Consider the following 16,357-nt stretch of genomic DNA (forward strand, 5'->3'; position numbering starts at 1 on the left):
CGTAAACTACTTACTTTTTCCTGCGCCATCGCCGATCCTCGGGGCGGGTGAACGCCACCAAAAACAGGCCGGCAAAGGCCAGCGCACCTGGCACGGCCAGGGGCAGGATCCCCAGCAGGTGGGTCGGGGCGGGCAGGACCGCCTTGAGCCCCAGGGTCACCAGAGCCTGCGCGCCACCACACACCAGAGCGGGGCCAAACACGGTCGCGAGATAGTGCCCAACCCCCACTCCCGCGCACCGGCAGGCTCGGGGCAAGACCGTAAAGACATCGACTGCCACGGTCGCCACCAGGGTCCCCAGCGCCACCCCGACCGGCCCAAAGACTCGGACCAGCACGAGGCTCGCGCCCACGTTTAAAAACATCCCGACTGTCTGGGCCCGCGCCGAGAACCCGTGGTGCCCGGTCATCACCAGCACGAGCGCCGCCACGAGCTGCGGTGCCGCTAGGGCCATCGCGCCCAGCAGGACAACCAGCGGGACCACCGCGCCTTGCATCTGTGGCCCCACCCAGAGCGTCACTACTTCTCGTGCCAGGCAGGCAATCGCCACACTGAGCACACTGGCACCGGCCAGCACAAACTTCGAGCCCCGCACAAACAGCGTCTTTATCTTCTCGGTCTCGCCGGCTCCATGGAGCTGCGCGACCACCGGGGCCAGCACATTGACCGCCTGCTTGATGAGCAGCAGGGCGCTCTCCGCGATCCGGAGCGCCACGGCGTAGGCCGCCACCGGCTCCAGGCCACAGAAGAGCTGCACCAGGATCGGGTCGGTGCGCAGGCGGACCAGCTGCGCGATATTGACCAGGAGCTGTGCGCCCGAGAACCCCATCAGGGTCTTGAGCTGGCTCCGCTCCGCCAGGCCGAGCGAGAGCTTGAGTCCAGGGACAACGCGGCGGACCAGAAGGGCATACACTCCATATTCGGCAAGCATGGCCGCAAGATTGATAGCACCGACAATAATAATTCCGGCTCCGAGCTTTAGGGCGACCCAGACCGCGGCGGCGTAGACCACGGTCGCCCCCGCTTGCACCGCGCTGAGCAGGGCGTTTTTCTGCTCGCCAAACAGCAGGCTATGGAACAGCGAGAGCGGCAGGGCGAAGATCACCGAGCGCAGCGCCAGCAGCCAGAGCAGCGCGAGCGCGACCCCGGCCTTGGCCTCCGGGAGGTGGAACCAGTGGACATAGCCCAGCGAGAGAGCGAACACCGCGACAGTCGCGACCCCGGCGAGCCCCAGATAGAGCGCTAAAAGCGTGCTGGCGATCTTATTGCGCCGCTCCGTGTCTCCGCTGCCGCGGCACTCGGCGATAAACTTCACCGCGCTGGTCGCTAGGCCACCGTCCATGAGCCCCAAGAAGCCCATCACGGCAAAGGTCAGCGACCAGAGCCCGAAGTCCTCTGCGCCCACGGCTTTGAGAATGATGGGCGTGAGCGCAAACTGCACCGCCATGACGACCAAGAACCGGCCGTAGCTGGCTAAGACATTGCCTTTTAAACCGCGCATGGAGCCTCCTCAACGGCTTGTAATTCCTGCACTTCGAGCGCTTTGAGCTTCTTGACCGGCTTTTTCTTCTGGGGGATCAGGTCGTAGCCGCCACCGTCCTTGAGCCCCATCGCGAGGCCGGCCATGATGGCGTACATGTAGGTCACGGGGGTGATACGAAACACCCACTCGGCAAAGCCGCTCACGTGGAGGGCGCACTCCCCGATAAAGACACTCATGCAGAGCCAGCCGACCATGTTGTGGCGGTTCTTCCAGAAGCCGATCAGTGCATTGCCCCCAAAGTAGACCAGGATCACCACAAAGACATAGAGCCCCGGCTTGCCCAGCTCCGCCGCCGTCAGGTTGTAGATATGGTGGCAGACCCCCGCCTCGTCCTCGTCCTCCATCACCGTGATGAACTGGCTGTAGCGCGCTTGTTTGGTGAGGGCGTGGGAGAAGTTATTGACCCCAACCCCAAACGGGTGGTCCTCGGCCATCTTCTTGGCGGCGATATTGAACTCCTTGCGGGCGAGCTCACTCTCCTCGGGGGCGGTGCGGATGCGCTCCATGATCGACGGCAGGGCGAGAAGCCCCCCGACAATCACTCCCGTCACCGCAAAGACGGTCACGCCGCGGACACGCTTGGTGCGGCAGAAGATATTGGCGATCAGGAGCGAGCCAAAGAAGCCACTGACCGAGAGTAGCATCCCCAGGCGCGAGAAGGAGCTCTGGCTGGCGACACAGAGCCCTAGGCAGCCGATCGTACTCAGGACCGACTGGGCATTGCTGAGCTTCTTGTCGGTGAGGCCCCACATGGCCAGCACGGGGAGAAACTGGTTGATAAACAGCGGGACGGTGTTGGAGTGGTCGAAGCAGGCCGCCACCCGGTAGACATGGCCGATGTACTTGTCCTTGAGCGCCCAGAGAAAGAGGGTCCAGCCCGCGATCACCATTCCCAGCCAGATATTGCGCCGCGGCCAGGGCATCCTCAGCATGTTGTAGGTGATCCAGTAGATGCCGTAGGCGCGCGCCCACTTGAACAGCGAGAAGAACGAGACCAGCTTAAACTCCGCGCCCGCCACGGAGATCGTTGCGATGATATAGAGCGCTAGCAGCAGCCAGCTTCCGGGGGGGAACTTGACAATTCTCTCGGGGTACTTCTTGTGCAGGACAATGCAGAGTGCCAGGGCGATCAGGTCGCAGGTGCAGACCTCAAAGCCTCGGTCGGGGCCGCGGTAGGTCTCCATCGAGACAAAGTTGACCTTGCCTTGCTTGACCAGGAGCGCAAAGAGAAAGATCCCCCCTGCCAGCAAGCCGCGGACCTTGGCATCGATCACGGCCCGGTTGGCGAGCAGCGGCACCCCCACGCAGAGCATGAGGAAGAAGACAACATACTTCACGTCTTCAGGCCGGACTCCGCGCGCATCAGGCCATAGAGGTCGGTGAGGCGGTGGGGGAGCGCGTCGGTGGGGGTGTTGGAGAGGTAGCTCGCCGCCGAGTCCTTGTCTGCGGGGTCGTAGCCGTGCATCCCCGCGATCGGGCGGGTTCCCATGAAGCTGGGGCAGAGCAAGACGCCCGGGTTGAGCAGGAAGAACAGGTCTCCAAAGCGCTTGTCGGCGAAGTTGCAGCCGAAGTTTTCCAGCTCCGTGTCGGTGAGGATGCGGCCCTGGGGCTCTTTGGTGAGCGCGGCGGGGATCGCCTGGCGTGCCTTGTCCGAGAGGAGCCAGAAGCGCGCCATCGTCGAGTCGTAGACCGCGGCGTAGTCCTTGCCCCAGGCCAGCCCGAGCGCCTCGATCTGGGCCATGAGGTTGCAGGTGCTGGTCACGTTGGTCATCCCATGGTCGGAGAAGACATGCAGGCGGACCTCGCTGTACTGGGTCTGGGCCTGCGCCACCAGCCCCGTGAGTTTTTCGTCGTACCAGGCCAGCTTCTGGCGCACCCGCTCGGAGTTCGTCCCCTCCGCGTGCAGGATGCCGTCCATGCCCGCCAGGTAGAGATAGGCCGTGCGGGGCTTCTGCGTGGTCAGTGCCTCGGCGAGTGCCGCCACACTGGCCGTGTCGTCCTTGCGCCAGTCCGAGACAAAGTGTGGGATATTGGCCGCGCGCAGGTCATCGGTGAGGGTTTTTTGGCCCCCATTGATCCCTTGTGGCTGGTAGAGATCGCGCTTCTCCGTGTACTCCAGGTCGGGGAGGCGGTGAAAGGGGACCGCGTAGAGGTTGAAGTAGCCCGTGTAGCCGAGCTGTTTTTTGTAGAGCTGGCTGATCTTGCTTCGCACCCGTGCGCGGTCGGTGACAGCGGTCGGAAGGAGCCCCAGCAGGCTGCACGGGAGCTTGCCAAAGGGCGAGCGCTCGGGGGCGTAGACAAAGAAGGAGAAGTGACCATTCTCACGGGGGAGTCGTCCCGTGAGAATGGTCGGATCGCAGGTACAGGAGTACCCGAGCACGGTCTCTAGGCGCGTGCGGACGGGCGCGAGCTCTGTCAGAAACGGGTTCTTCTGGAGCAGCTCCCAGCCGAGCGCGTCGATAAAAACAAAGAGTGCGAGGGTTCCCTGTCGTGCCATCTTCTCCTGCCTTCTGGTGTCTTTCCATGTGGACGTTACTACGCTGCCTTGGGGAGGGCGAAGGCGGCTTGGGCATCTTCCGCGCTGGCGGCGATGGGAACGATCTTCTGCATGCGGACGAGCTCGAACATCGCCATGACCCGTGGCTGGACACCGCAGAGGCGCAGCTCGCCGCCGCGGGTGCGCAGGTCGCGCAGGAAGGAGAGGATCGAGCCCAGCCCCGAGCTATCGACAAACTCCACTTGGCTGATGTCCAGGATCACCTGGGTCTCGCCCTGGGCAACTTGTACTATCTTTTTCTTGAACTCGACCGTGTTGCTCATGTCCAGCTTGTGGATATTGAGGACGATATAGGAAACGCCATTCTCTAGGTAGGTCTTAGTAAGCTCCATTTTTTTACTTTCTAGGGGTATTCAGGTTGATTTTAAGTCTCAAGCGGTTTGAGCCGAGCTCATCCCGGAAGTAGGTCACCTCGTCGAAGCAGCTCTGGATCATGAACCAGCCAAAGCCACCGTCTTGGGTGCCGTCGAAGGCCGGGTCGGAGACCTGGCCAGGGACAAAGGGACAGCCTCGGTCGCTTAGGCTGAAGAGCAGGTAGTCCGCGTAGGCGCTGGCCTCGAAGCGGAAGCGCTGGTCCGAGCGGCCGGCGTAGGCGTGCCGGATGATATTGCTGGCGGCCTCGGTGAGGCCAAGGAGCACGTGGTCGGCGAGCTCGGGGACCGCGCAGGCCGAGCAGAAGTCCTCGGCGACCTTGCGCAGGTCTTCCAGGACAGCGGGGTCGGTGCGGAACTCGCGGGACTTGCGCAGGGCGGGCTGCTCGGGCTTCTTGATCGAGCCCTCAATCCGCACGACCACACAGGTGAGGTCATCGCCCTTGCCGTTGCGCCAGAGATTGACCTGCCGGCAGAGCCCATCGGCCTGCTCCTGGGGAGAGAGCGTGAGGTCGAGCGCCGCGATCAGCCGCTGCTCGCCAAACTCCTCGCCGTCCTCGTTCTGTGCCTCGACCAGACCATCGGAGTAGAGCACAAAGACATCGCCCGCCTCGAACGTCGTGGACTGCTCCAGGTAGAGCTCATCGGGGATGATCCCCAGCGGGACATTGTCGCCGCGCAGGAAGACAAACTCCTGCTCGTGTGCCTTCCAGTGCAGGATGCTGGGGTGTCCGGCATCGACATAGTGCAGGCAGTTGCGCTCGCGGATAAAGCGGGCGTAGGTCAGGGTCACGAAGCAGTCGAGGTCCGTGAGGGCGGGGGTGAGCCCGGCCTGGAGTGCCCCGACAATTTCTTGCGGCTCGGGGAGGCGTCCAAAGGGCTGGAACTCCGCGGTGAGGCGGCGTGCGGCGAGCTGGAGCTGGCTCTTGACCGCGGCTCCTACTAGTGCGGCGGACATTCCCTTGCCCATCACATCGCCCAGGATCACATCGAAGCACTGCTCACGGAAGGTCAGAAAGTCGCAGTAGTCGCCGGTCACCCGCTCGGCGCCGGTGATATGCACCCCGAGCGAGAGGCCGGGCGCGACCTTGGCGGGGCCATGGCGCAGCAAGAGCGTCCGCTGGATCGCCGCGCCGACCTCGGCCTCGCGCTGGCGGGAGTCCGAGAGGGCCTGTGCGGTGACCCGGAGCTCTTCTTCCACTTTTTTCTGCGCCACCGCGTAGCGGATCGAGCGGGCCATCAGGTCGGGGGTCGCCTCGTTCTTCACCAGGTAGTCCGATGCCCCCACCGCCAGCGCTTCGTCGTCCACCGAGCGCTCGCTGCTTCCGGTGAGAAGAAAGACCGGCAGGCTGTAGCCCTGGGTGCGTGCCTGGCGGAGCACCTCGATTCCCGAGACCGCGCCGAGGCGGTAGTCGAGGAGGCAGAGAACATGGTTGGGGGCCTCGCCGCTCTTGGGGAGCATGTGGGCGAGCGCCTCCTCGGGGGTTCGTGCCCAGAGTGCTTCGTAGCGTGGCTCTCCCGTGATATCGCGCAAGAGGTCCCGTGCGATCAGGAAGTCCTCTTCGTCATCGTCCACGACCAAGATATTCTGTGTGCTCATAGGACAAGCTCCGGTGCGTAGCGCGCGACCATCTCTTGGACAATGGCGACCAGGCCCTCGAAGGTCACGGGCTTGGTGATAAAGCCCTCGGCGCCGGCGGCATTGGCGGAGGCCACATCGACGGAGTCGGTCGAGGTCGTGAGGATGACCACGGGAATGCTCTTAAAGTTGGGGCTTGCCTTGAGGATATGGAGGGTCTCCAGGCCGTTCTTGCGGGGCATGTTCCAGTCGAGGAGGATCAGGCGCGGCAGCGGGCTTAGGCTCGTGAGAAGCTCCAGCAAGGCCTGGCCGTCCTCGACAAAGCCGGCGCAGTCGACCGCATCGCACTCCTCGAAGGCATCGCGTGTCAGCATCCGGTCATCGGGGTCGTCGTCGGCCATGACGATCCGAAGGGGGTGTTTGGGCGTGAAGGTCATGCGCCGGCCCCTTTCTGAAACAGAGGGATCTCGATGGTAAAGAGGGCTCCCTCGCCCGGGGTGCTGGTCGCTTGGATCGTCCCCCCGTGGCGCTCGACAATGCGGCGGCTGATGGCCAGCCCCATGCCCGTGCCTTCGTAGGTGCCGTGGCCATGGAGCCGCTCGAAGACCTCGAAGATGCGCTCGGTGTACTCGGGGGCGAAGCCGATCCCATTGTCGCTGACGAAGATCTTGGTAAAGCCGGGCTTTCCGGCGGACTCGGCCCAGACCACGACCTCGGGAGCGACTCCGGGGCGTGCGAACTTGAGGGCGTTGCCGATCAGGTTCTGGAGGAGCTGGCGCATCTGAAGCGGGTCGGCCTCCAGCTCGGGGAGGGGCTCTAGGCGCACACGGCCGCCGGACTGGAGCACGCGTGCCTCTAGGTCCGAGACCACATCGTAGGCGATATTGTTGAGGTTGACCGCCACAAAGGGCTGTGCCTTGCTGGTCACCCGCGAGTAGGCCAAAAGATCGTCGATCAGCACCTGCATCCGCTCGGCGGCGGAGAGCATCCGGGCGAGGTAGTCCTGTCCATCCGTGGAGAGATTCTGTGCCTCTTTGGACTTGAGCCGTCCGCCAAAGGCCTGGATCTTGCGCAGGGGCTCCTTGAGGTCGTGGGAGGCGATCGAGGCGAACTCTTGGAGGGCCTTGTTGCTACGTTGGAGCTCGCTGGTCAGGCTCTGGAGCGCCTCTTCGGCCTCCTTGCGCTCGGTGACATCGACCGCGGCGCCCAGGATCTGGTCGGGGCGGCCGTGATGGTTGCGCTGGAAGACCGTGTAGCGGCTGTGGTACCAGCGCCAGGCCCCGCTGGCGGCTTGGAGGCGGCACTCAAACTCCAGGGTCTCATCGAGCGTACTGGAGCGCAGGCGGCGGAACTCGCGCTGGAGCATGCGGCGGTCTTCGGGGTGCATCAGGCTGGCCAGCTCTCGTCCCACAAACGAGGCGCGTGTCTCGGGGGAGTAGTTGAGCATCTCCGCGATCGAGCGGTTGGCGTAGAGATCCCGGCGCTGGTTGAGATCGTAGAGGTAGATCAGCATGGGGGCCGTGTCGTTGATCCGGCTGACAAAGTGATTGGCCTCGGAGAGCATGCGCACCGCCTCGGCGCGCGCGGCATCATCGCGGTAGGCGCTGATGATATTGGCGCAGGCCGAGAGAAAGGGCTGTAGGTAGGCGATTGTCGCTTCGTCGTAGCCGCCGGGCCGGTTGGCGATCCCCGCGATCCCCACCAGCTCGGTGCCGCGGAAGACCGGGAGCCCGAGGAAGTGCTCGAGCGGTGGGTGGTTGGGCGGGAGGCTGCCACAGCGCGGATCGTTTGTGGGGTCGTTGGCGATAACGGGTTTTTCGGTCGTCAGCACCTCACCAAAGATTGCCTCGAGGTTTCTGAACTCAAAACTACCGGTATAGGTGTCACTGAGCGCCTGGGTCGCGTCGTTCCAGGCGACACTGGTGATGGCATGGGTCTTGACATAGGGCTTGCCGTCGAGCGTGTAGAGCACCTCACCTAAGAAGCCGTAGTCGCTCTTGGTGAGCGAGAGCAGGCTCTTGAGCAGGCCACCAAACGTCCCTTCAAGGTCTGCATTGTCCAGGAACTGCTGGGAGGCCATGGAGAGCGCGGCCATGAGCTCTTTTTCTTTTTGGAGTGCTTTCTCGGTCTGCTTGCGCTCGGTGATATCGCGGTAGACCCAGAGGTGACCGCGGTAGTTGGCTTCGTAGAAGATCGGCAGGTAGTCGCGCTCCAGGATACGGCCATCGGCGAGGCGGAGCTCCTCTTCCCGGACAGGCTCTTGCGCGGCGAGAATCTCTCCCACCCGGGTGACAAACTGCTCCGGGGTCGCAAAGAGCTCCTTGCTCTGCTCGCCGGACTGGGAGCAGTCTTGGCCGATCAGCTGCTCAGGCGCGACCGGGACCTGGAAGAGATCACAGAACTTCTGGTTGGTGAGGGCGACCTTGCGGTTCTCGTCCTCCAGGAGGACACCGGCGTAGAGATTGGCCACCAGGGTCGCGAGGCGGTTTTCGCTGGTCTCGAGGGCGCGGGCACTGCGCTTGCGCTCGGTGATATCGCGGATATAGGCCATGAAGTAGAGCGTCTCACCGGGGAGGCGATCAATGGCAAGCTCGATATCGATCAGGCTACCGTCGCGCTTGAGGGCCGAGATCTCGATGCGCTTTCCCAGGACATGTGCCTCGCCGGTGGCGAGGTAGCGCTTCAGGCCGGCCTTGTGGGCATCGCGAAGGTCGTGGGGGACAAGCGTCTCGGCGAGCGGCTGGCCCAGGATCTCGGCGCGGGTGTAGCCAAAGAGGGTCTCTGCGGCGGGGTTGAACTCCACCACCTTGCCCTGTGTGTCCATCACCACGACCGCATCGAGCGCGATCTCCAAGAGTGTCTGTAGCCCCGTCAGCGAGGAGAGAGGGGAGTCGGGCTTCATGTGGGGATCCTTAGGTTCTGCCACTGGAGCCGCATCAGCCGTGCGATGGCTCCGGGATCGTCGTTCTGGCGTGCAAGGGCGAGTGCCTCATCGGTGGCCCGGCGTGCGCCTTGGGCATCCCTTTGCTGTCCCGCGATCCGTGCAAGGCGCTCGCTGGCGATCTGGCAGAGGCGCGTGTCCCCGTTTTGTTGGAACGAGGCGCGCGCATCGCTGACCAAGGCGCGGCCGGTGGCGAGGTCTCCCTGAGCGGCGGCGACAAAGCCGAGCTCTAGCAGCACCTCCCCGATCTCCGGGAGCTCACTCTCGACCGAGTCGCCGCAGAGCTGTGCCCGCTCGCGCTCGGCCCACTGCACCGCCCAGGGATCGTCGGCACAGACCTCCGCGAAGCGCTGGAAGGCGCTGCAGGCCTGCTCGAGATTGCCGGCATCGCGTGCGGCGAGGGCGCGCTGGAAGATCGCGGTCGGCTGGCGGGGGCAGGAGTTGGTGAAGCCCTCCTCGCTGCGTGCTAGGGAGAGCTGTGCCTCGGAGAGCCGCCCCAGCGAGACCTGGAGCCGTCCGAGGCCGAGCCATGCCTCTGCGGAGTCGGGGGCGTGGGTCAGCGCGGCTTCGAGGAGCTGGGTTCCCTCCTCCGCGAGGCCGGTCGCGTTCCAGAAAGGCCAGGCTGCCGCAAGCAGCGACACGGCCTGCTCCGGGGTGCTGTACTGAAGCGCGGCGAGCAGGTTCTCCCGCTCTTCGTCGAAGAAGCGGAGCGCGAGCTCGCTGTGGGGCCCATCCCACTGGTTGCGTGCGTCTTGTGCCGCCCCCAGGAAGTGGCTGGCGTGGGCTGCTTTCCAGGTTGCGGCATGGGGAGGCTCGAGAAGGGTGCTGGCGTAGTCGCGGACGGTCTCCAGGAGGGAGAAGCGGAGGCCGCTCTCGGTCTCTTGGGTCTGGAGCAGGGCTTGGCGCTGGAGAGCGGTGAGGGCGTGGGCCGCCTCGGGGCCGACCACGGCGAGGGCCTGCTCTGCCCGGAAGCTGCCCCGGAAGAGCGAGAGTGCGGGCAGGGTCTGTCGGCTGTCTTCGTCGAGGAGCTCCACTGCGGCCTCCAGAACGGCGCGGAGTGATTTTTGGCGCTCGGGGATGCCGCGTTGTTCGGTGACCAGGACTTCGAAGCGTCGCTCCAGGCGCTCGACCATCTGGTGGGGGGTCAGGGACCAGGCTGAGGCCGCGATCAGCTCCAGTGCGAGTGGCCAGCCATCGAGCTTGCAGCAGAGCTGGGTGATGCTCTCGGCGTTGCGTGGGGTGAGCTGAAAGTCGGGGCGCACGGCCTGGGCACGGTCCAGGAGGAGCGCGACACTGGGGCAGCTTGCAAGGCCATCGAGGGTCGGGGTTGCGCTGGGGGTGGGGAGCGGGCCGACTGGCAGGACACGCTCTCCTGCAACCTGCAAGCTGACACGGCTGGTGACCACACAGGTCAGCGACGGGCAAGAGGCGAGGAGCTCTTGGAGCAGGCCCGCGAGCTCGTCGGTGCGCGTGTCGGCGCTGTCTAGGATCAGCAGGCTCTCTTGCTGGCGCAGGTGCTCAATACAGGCGGGGAGGGGATTGGCCTCCGCAGGGAGGTTCAGGCGAAGCGTATCGGCCAGGAGGCGCTCCAGAGGAAGTGTCTCTAGCAGCGAGAGAAACCAGACACGGCCGCTGTAGGTGCTACGGAGCGCCTCCCCGGCGGCTAGGGCCAGGCGTGTCTTGCCCACACCGCCTGGTCCCAGGAGGGTCAGGAGCCGTAGCTCGCCGGGGGCCAGCAGGACAAAGAGCCGTGCGAGCTCGTCCTCACGCCCAAAAAAGCGGGTCAGCGGGGTGGGGAGGAAGCCGACATGCTTGGGGCGTTGTGGGGCGGGGCTGGGCTCTGGTAGGGGGGAGGACACAGGTTCTATAGGCATGGTGGGCGGGTCGATCTTGGCAGGAAGAATCGGGCTCTCGGGGGCGGGGAGGTGGCTGAGGAGCTCGCGGGTTCGCAGGGAGGGGGCTCGTCCTAGCTCTTCTCTCAGGAGCTCTTCCAGGTCCTCGTACTGGCGCTGTGCTTGTTCGGGAAAGCCTGCCTGGGCATAGAGAGTGATGAGAGTGCGGTGGTTTTCTTCGTCGAGGGGGTCGGTCTGGACGGCGTTACGGGCGGTGGCGAGTGCCTGCTCCCGCTCCCCGGCTGCCCAGAGCTGGGCGGTACGCTGGCGCAGGGCAAGGGCGAACCTATCGGCGAGGCGGCTCCGCTCCGCATCGATCCAGTCGTCGTACCAGCCGATGAGCAGTGGAGCTTTGTAGAGCGCGATCGCCTCGGCCCAGTCGCTGCGCCGGATCGCGTCCTCAAAGAGCTGGACATCGGTGGTGAAGGCCTCGGGGTTGAGGCGGAGGGCGCTACGGTCGGCGATTAAGACACGGCCCTGGATAATGCCCGGTGGTTCTAGCTGCTTGCGGAGAGAGTTTAGCGCGACACGGAAGCTATTGCGCTGGGCATCTAACTCTGCCTCGGGCCAGAGCAGCTCTGCTAAGACCTCGCGTGCGTGAGGGCGTCCCGTAAAGTACGCGACATAGGCCAGGAGCGAGGCGATCTTGCGTGTGGCGAAGCGCGCGATGCTGCCATCGGCGCGTACCAGCTGGACGCCCCCCAGTAGTTCGATTCTCCACAGTTTATCCACAATAGTGTTTTCAGCGATTTCTATGTAGTTCTTTAGAGTTCCGTGAGATGGGGAAAGCCAGAAAGTAAAGTATTTACCTGAGCACCCTCCGTGAGGGGCTCGATGAGGACAAGAACCTGCGCCTCGCTGGAGCGTCCTAGGCTCAGGCGGCGCAGGGCGCTCTCAGCCCAGGCACGGATCGGGGAGTCGTGGCGCTCGTGGCCATTGGAGAAGTAAAAGACAAGGCGGCGCTCCTGGCTGCCCTTACGCACCGTGAGCTGGCAGGCGCTCCCCCCTGCGATAGGCACTTTCTCCGAGCGCACAATCTGGTAGCCCGCGCCTTGGACACAGTAGTAGGGATCGTGGAGGGCATGGCGGTTCTGGGTGCCATCGATGACCGTCAGCATAAAGCCCTGGTGCTCCAGGGCCACCTCGCGGCGGAAGATGCGGGCCTCTCCAAAGACCTTGTGCTCCGCCTCGGTGACCTCGGCCTCTCGGGTGGCGAGCTCATGGGAAAACGCGGGCAGGCGCTCCAGGCGCTCGGAGGCATCGCGCAGCGGGACACGATCGAGGACAGCGCCTACGACAATCGTGGCGAGCAGGGCGCTCCAGAGCAGAGAGTTTTTTTTACTGTTATTATTGTTTTTCATGGCGGGTTCGATTCCAGGGAAGAAGACAGAGCACCAGAAGCACGCTGCGGAGCCCGAGGAGCAGCAGGGCGGGCAGGTGGAGGCGCATCCCGATCATGCTTGTCAGGGGCATCCAGAGCAGAGCGGCCAAGACATAGATAAGGGAGAAGGACCTGCGCCAGGCTGCCAGGCTCAGGGCGAGACCGCCAAAGCAGAGCGCATGGATATCGGTGAGGGTGCCCAGAGCGGTGAGGGCAAGCCCGGCGGTCACGAGGGAGGGCTGGGGGAGGCGTGTGGTGCGCAGCTCCCACAGGCTCGGGAGCGCCCAGAGCGTAAAGAGTAGCCCGCTCACCCGCTCCAGGGGCGCCGACTGCCAAGCGACAAGCAGCTCACGGGACTGCCACAGGCTCAGAAAGAAGAGGGCAAGCCCGACCGTTCGTAGGTTCATGCGCGTGGCTCCCGTCGCCGGGCAAAGAGCTTGAGGGTGAGGACAAACATCAGCACCAGCACGAGCAGGCCCCCGCTGGCGTGGACCGGCCCCCGCGCGACATCGGCACCAAAGGTGAGGGCGATCACACAGAGCATGAGGATTCGGGCGACATTGGCGAGCCAGGCGAGCGCCACCAAGGTGAGCAGGGCGGGCAAGGCATCTTGGAGCCGCTTAACACGCTCGTTGCGCACCGCCACCGCGAGGCCCGCCAGCAGAGCGGCTTGGAGCACATTGAGCCCTGAGCAGGCCGGATCGACCGAGACCTGGAGCCCCTGAATCGTCAGGTGCACCCCCTCCTGCGCCACCGAGAGCCCGAGGAGCGAGAAGAAATGCGCGGTCGCCCCCGCCCCCGTGAGCCGAAACCACCAGGTCAGCGGCTGGCCGTCGAGCACGAGCCACGGGTAGGCCAAGACGATCAAGGGTAGGAGCGCGCGGGCGCGGGTGAGGGTCTGTGGCTCCAGGCGTGTCCGCAGGTAGCTATCGGTGAGGAAGGCCATGCTCAGTGCCAGGAGCAGGTTGGCCTCCAGGCTGAGCCCGACCATAAAAAGTACCACAGCTCCCCCAACACCCGCTGGGGTGAGAGTGAGTGGGTCTTTGCGGAGGTGCCACGGCCCGCCCAGATAGACAAAGAGAGGAAAACCCGCCAGGATCGGGAGCGTGTCCGAGGACGAGCCCACCCAGCTACGGTCCCGGAGCCAGAGAAAGGCGCTCAGGAGGGCAAAGACCAGCAGAAAACCGCGGTCTCGCGTACTCAGTAGCTTCATGACCCACTCGCTTTGCGTGCCGCGGCGATCTGTGCTAGGTTCTCGCGCAGGGGCATGAGGTCCGGGGCGGTGGCTAGCATCTGGCGGGTCCAGCGCTCGGCCTCGTCCCAGCGCCGCGCGGCAAAGGCCTGCCGTGCCAGGAAGGTCTGTGCCTCTAGCGACTGGCTCGCGATCTGGCGGTAGAGCCTCTCGGCGGTGGCGGTGTCCTTACGGCCGAGGGCGATTCGTGCCAGGAGCTCCTTACCCGTGGGGCTCTCTCGGAGGTCCTGCCGCGCCTGGATGGTCTGCTCGGCGGTGGGGGCCTGTCCTTGCTCCAGCTCCGTGAGGGCCTTGAGGCAGGCGGCGCGGTAGCCCGCGGGCTCGGGGAGGGCGGCGAGCGGGGTGAGCGCGGCGAGGGCCTCGGACTGCTTCCCTACTTTGAACAGGAGCTCGGCCTGGGTGACGCGGAGCGCCGCCGATGGCCTTGACTGCGCGGTGACAAACTGTAGCGCTTGGTCGTTGCCGCGGTTTTCGCGCAGTGCCTGGGCCATGCCGTAGGCGTACCAGTCGGGGAACGACGAGAGATCTTGGTTCGCGGGAGCGAGCCGTAGCGCCGCCTCCCACCAGCCGCCGGCGAGGTAGGCCGCCGCGAGGGCGTGAGGGCGGTCTTTGAGCAGGCGCTCCAGGGCGGGGTCTGCCGACACTCCCGCATCCAAGGCGACAAAGTAGGGGTGGCGCTCCTGCTGTGCGGAGACAGTGGGCAGGGAGACACTCTGGCCCTGGCGGCGCAGGAGCTGGGCGAGGCCGCGCTCCAGGGCGGGGTTCCACGATGCCGCTCCCTTGAGCTTACCCAGCAGGGTCGCGGCCCGGCCCAGGGTACCGTCTTGGAGGCACTGGGTGAGCTCCAGGTAGATCACCTCGGGGTAGCGCTCGGCGTAGGCGGTCGCTTCGGGGAGGCCGTTGAAGCTATCGTGGTCGAAGAACTTGTTGGCGGGGACTGTCGCGAGGTGGTGGGCGAGCGCCTGCGCGGGGCCAGCCGGGTCGGGGAGCGGCGTGGACTTGGGGCTGGTTGGCGCGGCGGGGAGAGCCATCTTGTGCCAGAACAGCGAGCGTACCCGCAGAAAGTCCGCCGGGCTGCTCCATTGGCCTTCGTCCCAGGTGGCCAGCGCCTGCGTGTACTCCCCGCGCCGGCGGTAGAACTCCCCGAGCAGGTCGCAGTGGATGGGGCTCCGCGGCGCGGCGAGGTGGGCCGCGACATACTCCACCCGCGCCTCTCCCACCCGGCCCGCGGCTTCGAGGAGCTGGCCCCGGAAGGAGCGGACATCGGGGTCTTTGGGGGCGCAGGCCATGGCTTTTTCAAGGTGTGCCCAGGCCTCTTGGCGCCCCTCGGGGGTACTGACCTTGCAGAGCAGGGCCAGCCGTAGCAGGCGCCCGGCGTCGTCGGGGCCGTCGAAGTGGCTCGTGGTCAGGAGCTTCTTGGCCTCGGCGGGCTTGTGCTGGGCGAGCAGGCCATCGGCGCGCAGGCAGAGCCACCAGGCGGGGTGTTTTGCCTTGGGCTTCCACGCGGCGATCAGGCGCTCCGCCGCCGCGGTGTCCTTGGACTGGAGCAGGCCTCGCGCCGCCAGCGCCGCGGCCTGCTCATCACCGCTCACCGACTCGGGGTTCAGCCGCCAGAGTGCCGCCAGGCGTGCGGTGTCTCCAAGGGCGACCAGGCCGGCCCTCTCCAGCTCCTTGCTCTTCTCCGACAAGCCGGACTGGCGCAGGACACCCAGCGCCTCCACGGCTCGTCCGCGCTCAATGAGCTTCTTGGCGGTCTGGGTATGGCGCTGGTCTTGCCGGTTGATCACAAGCTCACGCCAGGCGAAGAGCCCCCCCGCGAGCACGGCGAGCCCTCCTGCGAGGAGGATGAGCTTGTGCTTATGCATCTTAAGCCGCTACCTTTCGTCGCTGCCGAGCCAGTGCCAGCCCGATAAAGCCCAGCAGGATCAGGCCGGTTGTCGGCTCTGGGCTGGAGAGGTGGTCGATATTGGCGCGGCCCACATCGAGGGTGAAGAGAATATCGTTGTAGTCCCGGTCGCCGCCGCCGTAGAGGTCCTCAAAGCCAATCAGCAGGTAGGGAGTGCCCGGGAGCGTAAAGGCGACCGCATGGACAAGGTTATCGGGGTTGATGTGGTTGGTTGAGTATTTATTGGTTCCCCCATTGGCCCCGTTGGCGATCAGGAAGAAGTTGAGCTGGGTGTTGGCACTGAAGTTCCCCATGTTCACAAAGTCGCCGGACTTCATGGGCTCCGATGTCGTTCGGGTAGTCCCACCGCGCTCCGACGCATCCGGGAAGATCAGCTTGGGGTCGCTGCCAAACGTGGAGGTCGAGCCTCCCTGCGAGTTGAAGCCCAGCGTGTTGTGGTAGCCTGCGCCCTCGCCCACAAAGTAGGCACGTACATCGGCGGCGGTATTGAGCTTGATCTTGGAGGGATCGATCCGGTGGAGCTGGACATCGGAGTTGCTCATCGGGGTGCCTTCGCGCAAGTTCGTGTTGGCGAAGTTCTTGAGGGTCTTGAGCTCGTTGTTCTTAAAAGAGGCCGATGCGGAGTCCGAGCCTGCTACCTTGACATGATCGACAATGTTCAGTCCAAAGGGGCGTACAGAGGACTCCACAGACGCTGTCGTTCCTCCCGTAAGGCTAAAGCCTCCCTGAGCTTGTGCGGCACCGGCAAGCAAGACGAAAGACGTGACGAGTAAGACTTTTTTCTTCATGATGGCCCAAGTGTGGCGATGCGGACATAAAAGATGCATTAATAGATCGTTTCCATGAAATGCAAGATCTCTTAACGTATTAAGATATCTCTGCCCTATGTTTAATTTTTAAACCGGTATTAGTATCGGCTCTTGTTAATGGAATTT

13 protein-coding genes are annotated in these 16,357 nt (G+C 64.6%); all 13 read right to left on the reverse strand.

All coding sequences use genetic code 11. From position 1 onward, the window contains the following. Positions 1-10: 10 nt before the first annotated feature. From HNQ39_RS02395 to HNQ39_RS02455, 13 genes are read right to left on the reverse strand one after another with little or no spacing between them, the layout of a single operon-like run. Positions 11-1,501 (reverse strand): MATE family efflux transporter, encoded by a 1,491-nt coding sequence (locus HNQ39_RS02395; RefSeq protein WP_184192358.1) that lies wholly within the window; start codon positions 1,499-1,501, stop codon positions 11-13. After that, complete coding sequence (locus HNQ39_RS02400; protein ID WP_184192359.1) at positions 1,489-2,880, reverse strand: O-antigen ligase family protein; 1,392 nt, start codon at positions 2,878-2,880, stop codon at positions 1,489-1,491. The genes HNQ39_RS02395 and HNQ39_RS02400 overlap by 13 nt, the downstream gene beginning before the upstream one ends. After that, entirely contained in the window at positions 2,877-4,040 is a 1,164-nt protein-coding gene (locus tag HNQ39_RS02405; protein WP_184192360.1) for an alkaline phosphatase family protein, read from the reverse strand. Before HNQ39_RS02405 ends, HNQ39_RS02400 begins: the two co-directional genes overlap by 4 nt. Positions 4,041-4,078: 38 nt before the next feature. Then, a complete protein-coding gene (locus HNQ39_RS02410) occupies positions 4,079-4,432 on the reverse strand; it encodes an STAS domain-containing protein (protein ID WP_184192361.1) in 354 nt (117 codons plus the stop codon). A 4-nt stretch (positions 4,433-4,436) separates the two neighbouring features. After that, positions 4,437-6,071 (reverse strand): ATP-binding SpoIIE family protein phosphatase, encoded by a 1,635-nt coding sequence (locus tag HNQ39_RS02415; RefSeq protein ID WP_184192362.1) that lies wholly within the window; start codon positions 6,069-6,071, stop codon positions 4,437-4,439. Next, positions 6,068-6,487, reverse strand: a complete 420-nt coding sequence (locus tag HNQ39_RS02420; protein WP_184192363.1) for a response regulator — start codon at positions 6,485-6,487, stop codon at positions 6,068-6,070. Before HNQ39_RS02420 ends, HNQ39_RS02415 begins: the two co-directional genes overlap by 4 nt. After that, positions 6,484-8,952 carry a PAS domain-containing sensor histidine kinase gene (locus tag HNQ39_RS02425; protein WP_184192364.1) on the reverse strand — a complete coding sequence of 823 codons (2,469 nt, stop codon included), beginning with the start codon at positions 8,950-8,952 and terminating at the stop codon, positions 6,484-6,486. Before HNQ39_RS02425 ends, HNQ39_RS02420 begins: the two co-directional genes overlap by 4 nt. Next, positions 8,949-11,615: a BTAD domain-containing putative transcriptional regulator gene (locus tag HNQ39_RS02430; RefSeq protein WP_184192365.1), complete on the reverse strand. Its 2,667-nt coding sequence runs from the start codon at positions 11,613-11,615 to the stop codon at positions 8,949-8,951. Before HNQ39_RS02430 ends, HNQ39_RS02425 begins: the two co-directional genes overlap by 4 nt. 32 nt (positions 11,616-11,647) lie before the next feature. Continuing rightward, the gene (locus HNQ39_RS02435; protein WP_184192366.1) at positions 11,648-12,244 is read right to left on the reverse strand and encodes an exosortase-associated EpsI family protein; all 597 of its coding nucleotides are present in this window, start codon (positions 12,242-12,244) and stop codon (positions 11,648-11,650) included. After that, the gene (locus tag HNQ39_RS02440) at positions 12,231-12,671 is read right to left on the reverse strand and encodes a hypothetical protein (protein ID WP_184192367.1); all 441 of its coding nucleotides are present in this window, start codon (positions 12,669-12,671) and stop codon (positions 12,231-12,233) included. The genes HNQ39_RS02435 and HNQ39_RS02440 overlap by 14 nt, the downstream gene beginning before the upstream one ends. Further along, entirely contained in the window at positions 12,668-13,477 is an 810-nt protein-coding gene (locus HNQ39_RS02445) for an archaeosortase/exosortase family protein (protein ID WP_184192368.1), read from the reverse strand. The genes HNQ39_RS02440 and HNQ39_RS02445 overlap by 4 nt, the downstream gene beginning before the upstream one ends. Beyond that, on the reverse strand, positions 13,474-15,381 hold the full coding sequence (locus HNQ39_RS02450) for a tetratricopeptide repeat protein (protein ID WP_184192369.1): 1,908 nt from the start codon (positions 15,379-15,381) through the stop codon (positions 13,474-13,476). Before HNQ39_RS02450 ends, HNQ39_RS02445 begins: the two co-directional genes overlap by 4 nt. 1 nt (position 15,382) lies before the next feature. Then, positions 15,383-16,210: a DUF4114 domain-containing protein gene (locus tag HNQ39_RS02455; protein WP_184192370.1), complete on the reverse strand. Its 828-nt coding sequence runs from the start codon at positions 16,208-16,210 to the stop codon at positions 15,383-15,385. Between the last annotated feature and the right edge of the window lie 147 nt (positions 16,211-16,357).

The sequence above is a fragment of the Armatimonas rosea genome (genome assembly GCF_014202505.1).
Lineage (GTDB): Bacteria > Armatimonadota > Armatimonadia > Armatimonadales > Armatimonadaceae > Armatimonas > Armatimonas rosea.

Bases quoted from the DNA above. Each gene is read 5' to 3' on its own strand.
- HNQ39_RS02395 (WP_184192358.1), bottom strand. From the start codon at position 1,501: ATGCGCGGTTTAAAAGGCAATGTCTTAGCCAGCTACGGCCGGTTCTTG.
- HNQ39_RS02405 (WP_184192360.1), bottom strand. From the start codon at position 4,040: ATGGCACGACAGGGAACCCTCGCACTCTTTGTTTTTATCGACGCGCTC.
- HNQ39_RS02410 (WP_184192361.1), bottom strand. From the start codon at position 4,432: ATGGAGCTTACTAAGACCTACCTAGAGAATGGCGTTTCCTATATCGTC.
- HNQ39_RS02415 (WP_184192362.1), bottom strand. From the start codon at position 6,071: ATGAGCACACAGAATATCTTGGTCGTGGACGATGACGAAGAGGACTTC.
- HNQ39_RS02420 (WP_184192363.1), bottom strand. From the start codon at position 6,487: ATGACCTTCACGCCCAAACACCCCCTTCGGATCGTCATGGCCGACGAC.
- HNQ39_RS02425 (WP_184192364.1), bottom strand. From the start codon at position 8,952: ATGAAGCCCGACTCCCCTCTCTCCTCGCTGACGGGGCTACAGACACTC.
- HNQ39_RS02435 (WP_184192366.1), bottom strand. From the start codon at position 12,244: ATGAAAAACAATAATAACAGTAAAAAAAACTCTCTGCTCTGGAGCGCC.
- HNQ39_RS02440 (WP_184192367.1), bottom strand. From the start codon at position 12,671: ATGAACCTACGAACGGTCGGGCTTGCCCTCTTCTTTCTGAGCCTGTGG.
- HNQ39_RS02445 (WP_184192368.1), bottom strand. From the start codon at position 13,477: ATGAAGCTACTGAGTACGCGAGACCGCGGTTTTCTGCTGGTCTTTGCC.
- HNQ39_RS02450 (WP_184192369.1), bottom strand. From the start codon at position 15,381: ATGCATAAGCACAAGCTCATCCTCCTCGCAGGAGGGCTCGCCGTGCTC.
- HNQ39_RS02455 (WP_184192370.1), bottom strand. From the start codon at position 16,210: ATGAAGAAAAAAGTCTTACTCGTCACGTCTTTCGTCTTGCTTGCCGGT.